Source organism: Domibacillus antri (assembly GCF_001936625.1).
Classification (GTDB): Bacteria; Bacillota; Bacilli; order Bacillales; family Domibacillaceae; genus Domibacillus; species Domibacillus antri.
In genome coordinates, this window is sequence record NZ_MSDU01000034.1 from 1 (window position 1) to 15,371 (window position 15,371).

14 protein-coding genes and 1 pseudogene are annotated in these 15,371 nt (G+C 41.5%); 5 read left to right on the forward strand and 10 right to left on the reverse strand.

Annotated elements, in window-relative coordinates:
* Window positions 1-432 precede the first annotated feature (432 nt).
* Together BTO30_RS13365 and BTO30_RS13370 are read right to left on the reverse strand one after the other, a co-directional pair.
* Entirely contained in the window at window positions 433-735 is a 303-nt protein-coding gene (locus BTO30_RS13365; protein WP_075399221.1) for an iron-sulfur cluster assembly accessory protein, read from the reverse strand.
* Window positions 736-832: 97 nt separating this feature from the next.
* Window positions 833-2,707 carry an ABC-F family ATP-binding cassette domain-containing protein gene (locus tag BTO30_RS13370; protein ID WP_075399222.1) on the reverse strand — a complete coding sequence of 625 codons (1,875 nt, stop codon included), beginning with the start codon at window positions 2,705-2,707 and terminating at the stop codon, window positions 833-835.
* Window positions 2,708-2,820: 113 nt separating this feature from the next.
* Here BTO30_RS13370 and BTO30_RS13375 point away from each other — a divergent pair, with 113 nt between their 5' ends.
* On the forward strand, window positions 2,821-3,384 hold the full coding sequence (locus BTO30_RS13375; RefSeq protein WP_075399223.1) for an SLOG family protein: 564 nt from the start codon (window positions 2,821-2,823) through the stop codon (window positions 3,382-3,384).
* Window positions 3,385-3,475: 91 nt separating this feature from the next.
* Window positions 3,476-3,898, forward strand: a complete 423-nt coding sequence (locus BTO30_RS13380) for a hypothetical protein (protein WP_075399224.1) — start codon at window positions 3,476-3,478, stop codon at window positions 3,896-3,898.
* A 58-nt stretch (window positions 3,899-3,956) separates the two neighbouring features.
* On the opposite strand, the gene purT is transcribed toward BTO30_RS13380, so the two are convergent.
* Window positions 3,957-5,126, reverse strand: a complete 1,170-nt coding sequence (purT, locus tag BTO30_RS13385) for a phosphoribosylglycinamide formyltransferase 2 (RefSeq protein ID WP_075399225.1) — start codon at window positions 5,124-5,126, stop codon at window positions 3,957-3,959.
* A 205-nt stretch (window positions 5,127-5,331) separates the two neighbouring features.
* Between purT and BTO30_RS13390 the strand changes: the two are divergent.
* Window positions 5,332-5,824, forward strand: a pseudogene (locus BTO30_RS13390) (L,D-transpeptidase family protein).
* A gap of 204 nt (window positions 5,825-6,028) precedes the next feature.
* Here the strand turns inward: BTO30_RS13390 and BTO30_RS13395 are convergent.
* The gene (locus BTO30_RS13395) at window positions 6,029-7,396 is read right to left on the reverse strand and encodes an MFS transporter (protein ID WP_245796474.1); all 1,368 of its coding nucleotides are present in this window, start codon (window positions 7,394-7,396) and stop codon (window positions 6,029-6,031) included.
* A 1,761-nt stretch (window positions 7,397-9,157) separates the two neighbouring features.
* Here BTO30_RS13395 and BTO30_RS13400 point away from each other — a divergent pair.
* Both BTO30_RS13400 and BTO30_RS13410 read left to right on the forward strand, forming a co-directional pair.
* On the forward strand, window positions 9,158-9,856 hold the full coding sequence (locus BTO30_RS13400; protein WP_075399226.1) for a stalk domain-containing protein: 699 nt from the start codon (window positions 9,158-9,160) through the stop codon (window positions 9,854-9,856).
* A 479-nt stretch (window positions 9,857-10,335) separates the two neighbouring features.
* On the forward strand, window positions 10,336-11,019 hold the full coding sequence (locus BTO30_RS13410) for a hypothetical protein (protein WP_075399228.1): 684 nt from the start codon (window positions 10,336-10,338) through the stop codon (window positions 11,017-11,019).
* Window positions 11,020-11,059: 40 nt separating this feature from the next.
* On the opposite strand, the gene BTO30_RS13415 is transcribed toward BTO30_RS13410, so the two are convergent.
* The 6 genes from BTO30_RS13415 to BTO30_RS13440 all read right to left on the reverse strand — a co-directional run bounded on the left by BTO30_RS13415 (window position 11,060) and on the right by BTO30_RS13440 (window position 15,367).
* Window positions 11,060-11,911, reverse strand: a complete 852-nt coding sequence (locus BTO30_RS13415; protein WP_075399229.1) for an N-acetylmuramoyl-L-alanine amidase family protein — start codon at window positions 11,909-11,911, stop codon at window positions 11,060-11,062.
* Window positions 11,904-12,188, reverse strand: a complete 285-nt coding sequence (locus BTO30_RS13420) for a holin (protein WP_342743415.1) — start codon at window positions 12,186-12,188, stop codon at window positions 11,904-11,906. The genes BTO30_RS13415 and BTO30_RS13420 overlap by 8 nt, the downstream gene beginning before the upstream one ends.
* Complete coding sequence (locus BTO30_RS13425; RefSeq protein ID WP_075399263.1) at window positions 12,185-12,469, reverse strand: hypothetical protein; 285 nt, start codon at window positions 12,467-12,469, stop codon at window positions 12,185-12,187. Before BTO30_RS13425 ends, BTO30_RS13420 begins: the two co-directional genes overlap by 4 nt.
* Before the next feature lie 100 nt (window positions 12,470-12,569).
* Window positions 12,570-13,709, reverse strand: a complete 1,140-nt coding sequence (locus BTO30_RS13430) for a hypothetical protein (RefSeq protein WP_075399230.1) — start codon at window positions 13,707-13,709, stop codon at window positions 12,570-12,572.
* A gap of 39 nt (window positions 13,710-13,748) precedes the next feature.
* Window positions 13,749-14,306: a hypothetical protein gene (locus tag BTO30_RS13435; RefSeq protein WP_075399231.1), complete on the reverse strand. Its 558-nt coding sequence runs from the start codon at window positions 14,304-14,306 to the stop codon at window positions 13,749-13,751.
* An 11-nt stretch (window positions 14,307-14,317) separates the two neighbouring features.
* Window positions 14,318-15,367 carry a hypothetical protein gene (locus BTO30_RS13440; RefSeq protein WP_075399232.1) on the reverse strand — a complete coding sequence of 350 codons (1,050 nt, stop codon included), beginning with the start codon at window positions 15,365-15,367 and terminating at the stop codon, window positions 14,318-14,320.
* Between the last annotated feature and the right edge of the window lie 4 nt (window positions 15,368-15,371).

Sequence of the window (15,371 nt, forward strand, 5' to 3'; positions counted from 1 at the left end):
GGGCGTACTTACATTTTACAAGACGGCATCGCTTTTTTGGCGTGTATTTCTGGAAGTTTATTCATAATCAACACGCGTGCAATCCCGCCATTAATGGATGGGATTGTTTTTTATCCATGCATCGCTGTGTCTTGCATATAAAATGCACATATTATTGTTTGTCGTTTATTTTTGAAAGATTATTTAAGATCAGCATGCGTGGTATATTTTATCCGTTATATATGACCATTTGAAAAAAGACACGCACGAAAACGTTCATGTCTGAATGGATTTAAGCGTATAAATGAAAATTCGTCTTCCACTTTCCCGGCCATTATTGCCTGGAAACCGGCCCAAAATTAAATTTTTTGGATCTGGGAATTAATTATTAGAATCGGACTTTTTGACATGATGGTCCACATCACTTAGGATATCCAAGACCCCATCTTTAAATTAATGGTGATGATGGTGTCCTTTAGAGGAATTGGTAATAACAAATCCTTCTTGAGGGACAAAAAAGTACTGAACAAAGATACCGTCCAGAAATTCTTCTCTGCTGTCTAAAAGAATATCAATATCTTTGTCCGTTTTGACAACAACATCGTGTTCTTTTTGCTTATCCAATTTGATGCCGTAATGAGCATGGTTGCCGTGCAGCTCCGTCACCTCTACCCGGATCATCTTTCCTTCTGCTTCGGGAATTTCAAGCATTATTTTTAATGCTTTTGCCGCTTTTTGATTCACTTTGCACTTCATCGTTTCGATCTCCTATTCGTTTGTTTATTTCAAAAGCAATTTCTTCTTGTATTCTATACCTTTAAGATTCAATTTACCAAATTCCTGCTTAAGTTCATTATCCCTCTGCTTTTTCAGCTAAATACTCCCATCGCTCCAGCATATGATCGAGTTTTGCTTTCCATTCCGCTTCTTCCTCCATCAAAATCCGCAGTTTGTCAAAATCACTGCCTGCTGTGGTCATTTCCGCCGCAATCTCTGTTAAGCGCTGTTCGGCCGCCTCCATTTCATCTTCAATGGTTTCCCATTCTCTCGTTTCCGAATAAGACATCTTCTTTTTCTTTTCGGGACGAGACTGCGAAACAGGTGCCGTCTTCACTTCCGGTTCAGCCGGCGCTTCTTTTTCCTCCAAAAACTCGGAGTAGCTGCCGTAATAAAAATCGACGACGCCTTTCCCTTTAAAGACAAGCAGCTGATGACATACTTTATCGAGGAAATAGCGGTCATGTGAAACAGTAATGACAACCCCCGGGAAGGCCTCTAAATAGTCTTCAAGAATGGTCAAGGTTTGAGTGTCAAGATCATTTGTCGGCTCATCCAAAAGCAATACGTTCGGCGCGGACATTAAAATATTTAATAAATACAGTCTTCGTTTCTCCCCGCCAGACAGCTTGCGGATCGGAGTGCCATGCGTATGCATTGAAAATAAAAAACGCTCCAGCATTTGTGCCGCTGAAATGTGGCTGCCATCTTTCAATTGAATTGAATCTGCCGTCTCACGAATGTATTCAATCATCCGTAAGTTATCATCCATATCTGCGTTTTCCTGCGTATAGTAGCCAATTTTTACTGTCTGTCCTGTATCTACTTCCCCCGAATCGATTTCTTCCCGTTCGGAAACGATATTTAAGAGCGTTGATTTGCCGCTCCCATTTTGGCCGACGATGCCAATCCGGTCACCACGTTTAAATAAAAATGAAAAGTCATGTAAAATCCGCTGGTTTGCAAACGATTTCGAGATGTTTTTCAGCTCAAGCACTTTTTTCCCGAGCCGCGCCCCACTGAGTTCAATTTCCAGCGACTCTTGCTTCGCCTTATTTTTCACATCCTCATCAAGTGCTTCAAAACGCTGAATGCGCGCTTTTTGTTTCGTGGTCCGCGCTTTCGCCCCTTTTCGCATCCAGGCCAGTTCTTTTTTAAACAAACTTTCCTTTTTGCTCTGCTCAAGTGATTCATTTTCTTCTCGGATCGCTTTCGATTCAAGGAAGTCGGCGTAATTCCCTTTATATTCATACAACTTCCCGCGCTCTAATTCCCATATTTTATCGGTTACTTCATCTAAAAAATACCGGTCATGCGTCACGAACAGCACAGCATTCTTATACTTTTTTAAGTATTCCTGAAGCCATTTAATGCTGTCATAATCAAGATGGTTTGTCGGTTCATCCAAAATCAGCAGATCAGGCGTTTCAATGAGCGTTTTCGCCAGAGCAGCCCGCTTCTTCTGTCCGCCTGACAGCTCCGATATTTTTTTTGAAAAATCGGGGAGGCCAAGCTTCGTCAAAATGGTTTTTGCATCCGCACTCGTATCCCACGCGTTCAGCTCATCCATTTGCTGCTGGTGTTTCATTAATTGATTCTGTACATCCGGATCATTCGGATTTTCTTGCAGCTTCAAAAGTGTTTGTTCATATTGTTTGATCACGTTAAATACAGGCGAGTCACTTGCGTAAAGAAAATCCATAATGGTCGATTGTTCATCGAAATGCGGATTTTGCGGCAAATATGAAATGGAGTAATCATTCGGGTGGTCTTTAGAACCGGCATCGTAATCGTCCAGCCCGGCAATCACATTAAGCAGCGTCGATTTCCCTGTTCCGTTAATGCCGAGAACGCCGATTTTATCCCCTTCTGAAATAGAAAACGAAATATTGTTAAACAGCGTTTTTTCACCAAGCGTTTTGATGAGTCCTTCTATCGTAAAAACTTTCATTATGTGCTCCTTCATTGATATAGTCTCTTTATTTTACCATACCGCGGAGCAAAAAAAGCCAAGAGGAGAGAACGAATTAAGTTAAGTGTATAATTAGCTATGAGGTGATTCAATTGATTAAAACCGTGCTGCTGTCCGGCTATAAAAGCCACGAGCTTGGCATTTGGGATACAAAAAATCCCGGCATTTTCATCGTTAAAGCTGCGATCGAAAAACAGCTGCGATCGTTATTGGAAGAAGGGTTGGAATGGGTCATCATCGGCGGCCAGCCGGGGGTGGAATTATGGGGCGCCGAAGTCGTTTTAGCATTGAAAGATGAATTTGCCGATTTGAAGCTTGGCGTATTAATGCCTTTTTTGGAACAGGAGAAAAACTGGAAAGAAGAGCGGCAGGAGCATTACAATATGATCATAAGTCAAGCGGATTTTGTGGATGCAGTGTCAAAAAAACCATACATTGCACCATGGCAGTTTAAGGCCAGAGATGAATTTTCCCTCGATAATACGGATGCCCTACTGCTCGTTTATGATGAAGAAAAAGAGGGGTCGCCAAGGTTTTTAAAAGCCGCTGCTGATAAACGGGTGGAATCAGGAGAGTATTCACTATTCGAGATTACCATGTATGACTTGCAGACGGCAACCGAGGAAATGCAGGAAAGAGAAAGGCCGGACTGGTAAAAAACAAGTCCGGCACTTGAACTAAATCCCTGTTTTATCATATAATAAAATAAATGTAAACGCTTACTTTATTACGGAAAGAGGTGTTATTATGATTGAACATAAAAACTTGTCTCTTCACGTTTCAAAGGAGCAGTTAAAAAGCATGGTTCACGAAATGGCCCAGCAGCACTACTTAATTTTTTGGGGATTTGACCAAGGCACAATGATTTTAAATGTATATCACGCAAAAGCGAATAACCAGTTTGCTTTTATCCGCCACAAGAACACGATGGAAATGATTTATGCGAAAATTATTGATGAAGACATCTTACTTCTATTAAATAGAGATATTCAGTTTGAACTCCGTACAGAGCAAAATCATAAGAAAACGATGATGCTGACAAAAGAAATGCAGTATAAAGAAATTGATTATTATTTGAGCTTGCTCCATGATTATATGGAGCAAGGTGATGAGCAAAAAATAGCGGAAACGAAAGCGATTTTGAAAGCACTACAGTCAGATGCATCATAGAAAAAGGGGCTGTCTCAATAAGATTATTAAGACAGTCCCTTTCGCATTTCACCAATAATCAGAAATGGTAGTCAACTTTGATATAAGAAGCCGCTTTGTCAGCTTGTTGACGTGCTTTTTCTGTGGTTTCTGCTGCATTCAGCACAACAGCCATCCGGCGGCCGACTTTTGTTTCCGGTTTCCCGAAAACGCGCACCTGCGTATCCGGTGTCTCCAATGCTTTTTCGATGCCATTCACGCTGTAAGATGCATGTTCTTCCCAAGCTTTGATTGTACGGCTTGCTCCAGGTGAGATAAGCCGTATTGCTGGAATCGGATAACCTAAAATCGCCCGGATGTGAATCGCAAATTCAGAAAGACCCTGTGTCACCATCGTCACCATGCCTGTATCATGAGGCCGTGGTGATACCTCACTGAACACAATGCCGTTTGGTGTAATAAACAATTCCACGCCGAACAATCCGTAGCCGCCGAGGGCATCTGTAATTTTTTTCGCAATGTCTTCCGCTTCGGCAATTTGCGCTTCCGTCATATCATGCGGCTGCCATGACTCAATGTAATCACCGTCCTGCTGAATATGACCGATTGGCGCGCAGTATGTAGTTCCTGAAACAGAGCGGACGGTCAAGAGGGTGATTTCGGATTCAAAAGTAATAAACTCTTCAACGATTACACGTGTTTTCTTCGCCCGCCCCCCTTCCATCGCTGCATCCCACGATGTTTCTGCGTCATCGATTGAGCGGCACACACTTTGTCCTTTTCCTGAAGAACTCATAATCGGCTTAATAACACAAGGTGTGCCAATTTTCTCAACCGCATCTTTCAGCTCATCCAGCGTATCTGCAAATGCATAGTTTGCCGTTGGAAGGCCAAGTGTTTCACTCGCCAAACGACGGATCCCTTCACGGTTCATTGTTAAATTCGTCGCTTTTGCAGTCGGAACAACATGATAGCCTTCTTTCTCCAGTTCCATCAATGTTTCGGTCGCGATGGCTTCAATTTCGGGAATGATATAATCGGGCTTTTCCTGCTCCACAATCGCGCGCAACGCTCCCCCATCGAGCATATTGATCACATGAGAGGCATGGGCAGCCTGCATTGCCGGCGCGTTTTCATACCGGTCTACCGCAACCGTTTTCACCCCTAACCGCTGCGCTTCAATGATCACTTCCTTACCAAGCTCGCCTGATCCTAACAACATCACTTTTTTTGCCTGTAATCCACTCATTGTTCACTCTCCTCAACATCCGTTATTTGATCATAATATCGTATCATTTTAAACGTTTCAAGTACATTTAACATCAAAATAGCGAACGTAACAGAAATTAACGATATAATAATTCGTTTTTTAAGCAATGATGCATTATTCAAGTTCTAAATCAAAAAAGACAATGAACAGGATGAGTAATCAACTTGATGATTGGAGGCCAATCATGATCCATAGCGTTAAAGCTGGAGAAACTCTTTCATCCATTGCCGAAGATTATCGCGTTTTATTAGCAGCAATTATTACCGCAAATCCAAGTATACACCCGAACAGGATCTACGTTGGACAGAAAATAATCGTGCCAGGTTTTTCTTCTGCAGGCCAGATTCCTTATTCCATTATTATTTCTCTATCAAATAGAACACTGACTTTACGATACGACCAACAACTGAGAAAAGTTTATCCAATCGGAGTTGGCAGAATGCTTCACGAAACACCGACAGGAGATATCATTATTATAAATAAAGCACCCAATCCAGGGGGCTTATGGCACAATGTGGATGAGTTTATCCAAAAAAGGATATGGGATTCATGGAACAAAAAATCCAAGCTCAATCGGGAAATATGTTTCACTGAGGTGTGTCCGCATGTACAACAAGGATGTGGAGGAATTGGCAAGAATAGTTCCCGTCGGCACACACGTCCGCATCAGGCCATAGATTGCGGGGCTGCCAGACCTTATATTAAATCCCATTCACTAAAAAAAGTAGAGAATGATTTATTCCGTACTTCCCTCTCTATAGATTGATTTTCTGCTATTTAAAGATCGATTGAAAAAAACAGACCAAAAATCGTTATTTGGTCTGTTTTTTTATCTTTCTTTCCCAGTGAAAATCCGTTTTCTTTTTACAGCGTTCTCATAATCATTTGACAGCCGATTGATTTAAAACAAGGTTTTCTTTCGGTTCCATCCCTAGCTTATCGAAACTTCCGTATTTTTCTTGAATAAAAAGAAGCGCGATACCACCAAGTATACTGGGAACAGCGAACGCCATAAACGCATTTTGCGGTTCAAGATTAGCCGCAAGGAGGAATCCGACAAGAATCGGTGCTAAAATGGCTCCGATCCGTCCGAAACCAAGTGCAATGCCCATGCCGGTTGCCCGTACTTCTTTCGGGTAAAATTCGGAAATGTATGGATTTGCGAGGTTTTGTGTCCCAACTGTACACGCACCTCCAATAGCAATTAAAATGTATAACAACATTAAATTAGATGTCATACTCAGCGCAACAAAAGTGACAGCACCAATGAAGTACATGGAAACAAGCACTTTCCGGTGGCCGATCCGGTCTACAAGATAGCCGCCAAACAGTGATCCGCCGATCTGTCCGACACAGAGGACGAGAGTGAATGAAAGACTGGATGTCAATCCGTAGCCGGACGCCTGCATAATTTTAGGCAGCCACGTATTCAATCCGTACACCATAAGAAGGCAGCAGAATACGGCTGTCCAGAAAGCAAATGTGCTGATCATGCGGTTTTGCTGGAACAACTTTTTCACAGGAGATCCTTTTGCATTTTCTTTCGCACTGGCAAACTCATAATCATCTGTTGCTTTATAATTTCCTGTCGGATCCACTTTATTTAAAATGGACGCTAACTGTTCTCCTTGATTTCGGACAATGTAATACGATAAGGATTCAGGAAACTTTTTCATGAAAAACGGCAATGTGAAGAGCGGAATAATACCGATCCAGTACAAAACTCTCCAGCCAAATCCCTCCATAATATACATACCGATGAGAGAAGCAAGAATGCCTCCGATTGAATAACCGCAGTACATCGTTGCCACAATAAGTGCACGATTCTTTTTCGGTGAATATTCCGTCATTAATGAGATGACATTCGGCATAAGGCCGCCCATTCCCAGCGCAGCGATAAAGCGCATAATGGTAAATACCGTAATGGATGGGGCAAGTCCCGCCAAAAGGGTAAAGACGCTGAATAAAAACATACAGATGGCCAATACTTTTTTTCGGCCGATCATATCTGCAAGAGGGCCAAAAACGAACGCACCGACCATCATGCCAATGAGGGTATAGCTGCCCACCGCACCTGCTTCAACCGCTGTTAATCCGAAATCCTCCATCATCAGCGGGAGCCCGACACCATACATGGCGATGTCATACCCATCAAATGCAATAGCATAAACACACCATAAAAAAACCAATAAATGAAAACGATTAAACTTACTTTGAGCCATTACATCTGTTGCATTTACTTTCCGCACTTTGTCCTCCTCCTTTTATGTAAGCGTATTCAAAATACATTTTTAGCTTAAAGAATTTGAACTTGTTAGCCAATTTTATTATTCCTCTATATGGAACTTGAGAATATTTTTCTTATTTTAAACGTCTTGTCAATTGCGATAAAAATGTTCAGATGACAATTGTTTCCTTTTATAAGAAAAGTTTCCCCAACCGTAAAATAGCGTTCTTCAGCTGCGAAAGAACGCTATTTTACCACATCTCCTCTTTACTGCTCAACACATAAAGAAAAGGCATAAATAACTCACGATTAAGATAATGACGCTGATCCATGCCGGAAAATGAAAAGCAGACAATAGAATAAACAGTGCATACGGAATGACATATAACACACCGAGCCGCCATGGTTCATGGAGACGGTCATATTGAATGCGCTGACAAGTCGGACACGTCACTTTCCGTCAAAATGGCCAAAGCGATTTCATTTTCTGCCAGTATGTCAGCTTGTACCCGCAATGTTGGCAAACCATCTCATCCCTCCTTTCCCTTTATATTACATAGGATTGCTTTTTATGCAGCGGAAGGGTACAATAATAAAGTCAAGATAAGGATAAAGTATATTCATAGTCTTTTTCGGTGTTTTTAACTATTTTGTATATTATCAAATAATACTGTTATACCAACAATTATACCGAATATTAAGAACAGGTGTTTCAAGTGATTTTAATTGTTTGGTCACCTATTTGGTCACCTATAGTCACTCAGTAAACCGTTATCATCACTATGAATCACAGTTGCGTTCCTTCATTAATATAGAGAACTTATTTTTAAGAGGTAAAGAGTTGATTTATCGCGACTTTACGTATAAACAAAGGTCCTGCTATCTTTTACGTAAAGGAGCTGATTTTATGTGGAAGAAGAAAGAAAAGGCCGTTATGTTTTGTCCTCGTTGCCGAGAAGAAATACGGGAAACCGATCATGTGGGGATAACTTAAATGCACAGTGTCGTTCATTTATATTGTGGAGCCTGGCCGCGTCCTGGTGAGCAGATTGTTAATGAAGGTTCTTTCAAGGATATATCGAAAAAATATTTATGACTGGCTGCGGCCGGTCACACTTGTTTTGAAAGTTACAATGTTTAATACTTTAGAGACTGTCAGTATAGATGTATAAATATCATAACGGATGACCAAGAATCTTAAAGAATCATTCCCTCAAAACAGCTTCATATCACGGTTTTAAAATATTGACTCTGAATCTTAAATAAAAAAACGCCCAAATTAGGGCGGGGAAATGGCGGGGAAACTCGTCATTTTTTTATTTGGGTTGTATTGTTACTGTGTTGTTGACAATAGTGACTAATATGAGTTCGATTCCTATCGAGGACGTTACCACAAAAAGATACGTTCATTTTAAAAATCCCTGATTCCTTTAACAACAAGGTTTCAGGGATTTTTTTATTTTTTTTGATGACGAATGGAATGCGTTGATAATCCCCCCAGCTCCCCCAAGCCCCCAAAAACGCGTTTCTTCTATATATTTGATTCCGTTCGATTCAATTCATTTTCTTGCCGATATCTACATGCCTACATATAGACGTCGGCAAATAACAGTCGCAGCATTTTGCCAGGCATTAAATATCAAAGATGTTAGTGAACTTTTAGAATTTAGATAACCGGCTCCTTACTGTCGATATTTGTCGAACGAAAATGATAGATTTCTGATCTGCCTAATAGGAAAATAGAATCATGTTTAATTAACTATTTAATAAAGGGGTAGATTTTTTGAAGAAATCTTTAAAACAAAAAGTAGTAATATCATCGTTAGCTTTGTCTGTATTTGGATCTGGGGTATACGCAGGAACAGTAGTAAAGACATATAAAACACCTCGTGGGGACTTCGCTACAGTTGAAAAAGAAGAAATACATAAAAACCGAATTTCTCTTGAAGTGGATGGGGGAAAAGTCAAAAAACCAACTTGGTATGTAGATGGAACAACATATGTGCCATTACGCGATGCTGCAGAAATGTTGGGAGCAGAGGTTTTATATGATCCCATAACAATGGGTGCAAAAATCACCAACAAACCGCAGCATACTGAACAAGAGATCATTAAGAAAAGCGACCTTCCTTATACATTACATTCAAGTTTAACTGGCATGACGATCACTATCATTTCTATCAGTGAAATCAACAATACAACTGCTTTCAAAATCAAGATAACAAATAATGGAAATAGAAACGCTTTTTTAAGAGCAAGTTCTTGGAGTTTTTATGCTGATAACATGCTAGTTGATTATCTTGGAAAAGATGATTATCTCGACAGTTTTGATTATAACGGTATAAAAGTTGGTCAAACTGTTGAGGGGGAAATATACTTTGATTCATTACCTTCTGTCAATAATTCAATTATTTTGACTCCATATGTAAGTAATAACTACAACGATGAAAAATTCACTCTGCATTTAGATTTAGATTCATAACGAATTTGAGCCCCGATGTCGGGGCTCTTTCTATTTCATCTACTTTCGCTGTACGATTTAATTCTTGGGTTGTATCCATGCTCCGCTTCAATAAGCGCCCGTGCTTCTTCTGCAGATTCAAGCGATACATAAGAGATATTGTATCTACCAAATTTGTTGATTGATTTATCGTGATTTTACATATTAAGGTGCTTCCTGTTACCTTATTTGTAAAGGAGCTGATCGTATGTGGAAGAGGAAATTGTTATGGTGTGCCCGCATTGCCAAAATGTGATCCAGGCGAGTGATCGTGTAGGTATCACCCACATTCATAGCGTAGTGCACTTTACGTGCGGCGCCATGCCAATGCTGGGTGAAAGGATTATTGACGTTTGCTCGTTTGAGGAAGCTTTAGACAAATATTTATGAGCAAATGTTCAAGTCCCCTCTTACATACCTTCTATTTTCATAGTATTATAGATGGAAAAGGAGGGATTTTATTGAAAATAAAAGTGAAATTATTCATTATGCTGTCTGCGGTCTTCGCTTTGTGTTTTAGTACATATCACCCAGCAGAAGCAGCAAACCCGATCAAACCGAGTCAAAGCCGTGTAACGTACACAATTAAGGATGCAAACGGTAAGCCGTACACCATTTATTTTGCACCAAGCAGCAAAGAAACAAATGCGAAAGCATCAAAGAATCCGCAGTATAAATGGTCAGGATTAAGATTTAACACAAAAGAAGGCGATGTGCTTTATAATGCGAATTACAAATTATACACACGCGATCCGAAACTAAGTCATATTAAAGATGCTAAAATTGCATATAAAAACTATACAGTAAACACTCGTAATAAATCGGTCCATATCTACCCTGCGCAATTCAAAGGGCAACCGGATCTTTTGGCGATTTCTAACGACGACGGATTCGAATCGGAGTCGGCTGATCTCTACTATATGAGAAATGGTAAGTTAACGTATATCGTTGGTGCTACTTATACGAAAAGACCAATGATTAAAGGGAAGAATCTATATTTAATTGCAAACGATATACCGGGTTACGGACCGATGTTTTTTGAGCTTTACTTAGACCCTAAAACAGGTATCTGGGATGATTACGACGGTATACAGTTTAGTGACCCAGATTGGGTGCTTAGAAACTGGAAGAAACACTGGAGATAAAGAAAGGGCCCGGTACTCGTTTGAGTGCCGGGCTTTATGTTTAATTAGCTGTTTTTTCTCCTTTAATTAATCCGCGCTCAACAGCTACAAACAGCAAGCCTGTCGCATCAGATTCAGTCAGCGTTCCCTTATCCAATTTTTCTACCCACGATGGATCAATACCATTTGGATCTTTCTCTACTAGGCGAGTTAATACTGTACGAGTAGAATTTTTAATGGCGTTATTTGATGGAACAAACAATTTGGATTCCTCCTTTTTTGGTGCAGTACTTGTCGATGGAGTACCTGCTGGCGAAGTGCTTCCCGTATTGAAGGTGATACCGTAATGTTTGCACACTGTACGGGCTGTCACAAGGGCACAACGCTTGCGGTAACTGTCCGATTTAAGAAGGGCAAGGTCCTCTACGTTCGTCATAAACCCCCACTCAACTAACAGAAAAGCCGCATCTGTTTCCCGGCACATATGCAGGTTTGTCCATGTTCCCGGTACAGATGGAAAAAGTCCGGATCCCCAAATAGGAAGATCCGGAAACTCTTTTTTGTATTCCGATAAGAGCGATTCAGCCAGTGCTTTCCCCGTCTTACTTGTGTGCCAATAAAAAACACCGAATCCACGTCGTGACGGATCCGCGTTTGCATTGGCATGATGAGAAATACCAATAGCGGTTTTATCTTTGGCGTACTGAGCATTATATTGACGAGTCCGCTCATTCAGGGAAACGTCTAATCCCCCGAAAGGCTGCGCTTCATACGTGGAAACTTTACCGGTCAGCAGCCGTTTTACTTCCTGGCCAACCGCTGCATTAAAAGTGTGTTCCGGCAGTCCGGGCACTCCCTTGCTTGGCGGGTATGTGTTCCGGCCATGTCCAACATCGTTTAAGAGTTTACTCATCTTCATCCGCCCCTTTCGTGTATCCTGTCCGCTGATTAACAAGCTCAAAAAGACCGGTTGCAGAAAGACCGGCGAAAACGCCAGCCCACAACCGGTACACAATATCTAATGTTGTAAAAGGTGTAGCGGTAATACCAACCACTAAACCAACCAAAAGAGCAATTAACGGCACAAAATTTCTCTTTAATGCAACCGACCGTTTTATTAGCTCGACAAGACCGACGATAATAGGTGCGATAATCGTCGCTAATACCATAATTTCCTGCATTCCATTCATTCTGCAGTTCTCCTCTCACCCATGTTATCCAGGCGTTTATGTGCTTGCTTTGCTGATTCTTCTACCCTTGTTACACGCTCTGTTAAGTCCTCTACTCTTTGAACAGTTGCTTTGAAATCCACTCGAATGCTGTCCACCCCTGAGCTGATATGATCCAGCTTGGTGCGAATGGTAGCGGCATCTGCCGCATCCTGCCGTATATCTTTATCTCGGTTTCGGCCAAATGTGAGTATTCCGAGCAAAACACCCACGACTGTACAGACAAGTCCAACTAAAGCCATAGTCACTTTCAACACATCCTTTTAAATCGTTTATCTATTTAAAAAATGCCGCCCAGAGGCGACATGGTTTTTGACCATAAAAAATACACCTACGAGGGTGTTAGTAATTGATTTTATAATCACCACTTGCAAAGATCGTCACACGCAGCTGGTCATTAAAAGGGTATTCGTAATCGTAAATGGTCGGATGCGCAGCTTTTTTCCAAGTTCCCCGCATATCCATTTGCGAAACTAAATCTCGTACCTCCAGCGTGTCTGTCACTTCTTCTGCTGACAGCAGATAGGCAAAGCGCACGGTGTCGCTTGTTCCCCGCAGTTCTGTCCATTCCACCGTTGTAAGAGCATTTAATACAGCCGGTGTCATGCCGTCAGCTTTCATACTTGCTAAGTCCATCGGAATTACGGCCCATACGGTTCCTGACCTTGTGTACCATGTAACCCCGCTGTCGAACGATACGGCTGTTTTGACAATAGCTTGTCCGCTAATCAGAGTGTTAAGCGAAAAGGAGTCGATATTTTCAATACTGCGTATGTTAATGTCCCTTGTCATCTGGACAAGTTGATCTTGCGGTATTGCTGATTTGCTAACATTTCTAATCGCATTATCTTCATCTGTCCAGGTGACAACTTCAATATTACCTGCAAGCAGACTTAAAGCTGACCAGTCAGGAATTGAATCCATACCATCTGACTCAAACTGCGCCTGTGTCGGCGTGGTAGTTGAAACGGATACCCAAGATGTTGTTGCATCATCGTATTTCTTGTATTCTCCACCATTAAAAATGAGCGTTTTATTGGAGGTATTCAATTCTATATACCATTCTGAATCCATGCGTAACGCTGAACTGTATTCAAATCGATATTTCCCTTTAGGTAAATCTGAGATAGTTTTCTCCCATTGAGTTTCATTTATCGCAGTGATTGCTTGTGGATATGAAGATGTCACATCGTCATACACTAAAGTTGATTCATTCCATTTTTTTATTACAAAAGCACCCGTGTAAGTTGGCCATGTTGTTGTCCCACTTCTCCAAATGTTCACTTTATTCGACAGAATGTCAACTTCTACGTATGTGCCCGCCGCATTCCAATAAGCGACTTTATTCGTATTCCACTCATTAACTTGTGTTCCATCAAACAAACCGGAGCCTGTTTGAACATCATAAAGATCACCTCCAATATGAGTATATTGTGCCTCTTGTTTCAAACCACTCACAATAGGTTTTGCTGTACCAGCCATTTTTCCACCACCCTATTTCTAGATGAAAAGCATATTGTTTCAAGAAATAACAATTTTGTCGATTTTCTTAAAATTCCCCATATTAATTGCGCATTTCAGGAGCGTACCGCTCTCTACCCATGTTGCGTCTTCAGTCATCTGATAAGTATAATTTGTCTTCAGATTCATCGCCCCGTCAAAAATGACATATTCCGATTCGTCAAAATCAGCTGCGTCAGAATTATCAAATCCAACTTCTGTTTTTACAACGTTTTGTATACCGCCTTGAAATATTAATACTTCAAGCGGTGCACGCAAAAACGTGGATGTTGGCTCAATCGTAATATCATAAACGCGCGGGGCTGTTGAGCTGGCCACTACGCCAAGCCGTGTGATTTGCTGATAGATCTGCGCGCCGCCACCCCCTCCGCCGCTTCCGATCATTTCATATTCAAGCCCATCAAAATGGTAAATAGATGGCCTATTTTCATTTGTTTCGTCTATTTTCACAAGGTAGAGTGCATCTTCCTGCCCGGTCAACGGCAAAGAGGCGCGATTCGGTACGGTAATCACGCTGTTAATACCGGGCAGATCAATGTTTAATTGTGCTTTTGTCATATCCTCGCCCCTTAATCGTGTTCAAGATGGATGCTGAAGAATACCGAATCAATATTTGTGATGGCAGTGTTTTGCTGAATTCGAACCCAGAAGGGAACTGTCTGTACCCCATCTATTGTCGGGATGTTTAATATATCTGCATAGGTACCCGGAACGCCCGCATTATCCGGCGCTATGTCGGCCCATTCGGAGCCGAATTGACCTAGATATTGTTCAACCTTCATCACGATGTTCGTAACCGGTGAAGCTGTCGGATTATACAATTCCAGTTTCGCTTCCAGCACGCCTCCTTGTATACGGCCGAGTTCATTCGGGTCAGATTCTGACAGCGACACACCATTTTTACGTATTTCGAGGAATGTCCCGTAATAATAAACATCCCCGCCGACAAAATCTGCAGTCTGCTCGCCGATTAAAACGCCCTGATCGTCGTATAGTCGTAACGTGCCATTCATGATCAAATGAGGCAATGCTAATTCTACAGTGCCGGAAGTTCCCGCTAATGCGCTTAAAACGACTGTGCCGCTTGTCAGTTCAATACTATGTCCGCTCAAAAGGTTCTTTACCTGCAGACAGTCGTTCTTTGTCGCAATAAACCGATCCGCATAAAACGGAACATACCCGGATGAATTTCCTTTTTTAAGCACAAAGCCGATTTTTAAAAAGTTGTACTTTACCGTATCGATGAACTCAAATACGCCGCCACGCTCCATGTAAAAATCATAGGCATCCCCGTTTCGGACGACTTTTATATTGTCGAGAGGAGTTAAAGCAGCATCCGCCATTTCCAGTAGCTCTACTTTGCGGTTTGCCGCGTTAAATAAAGTTAATCCCCCTTGATCTCCTTCTACAGTCGGCGTATAATTGACGGTTGCTTCAAATGCATTCGCATCGGCCGGAACATCTCGTAAAACTGTTACATCGCGTATAGTCGAATGCAAAAGTTTAAGAGATCCATTTTCAATCGTCGTGTTGGCTGGATCGGTGCTGCTCCAATCCGGACCAAGACTATTAAAGTTCTCGTCAATTACCAAGCCGCTTGAATATCGATATAAGCGCATCGTA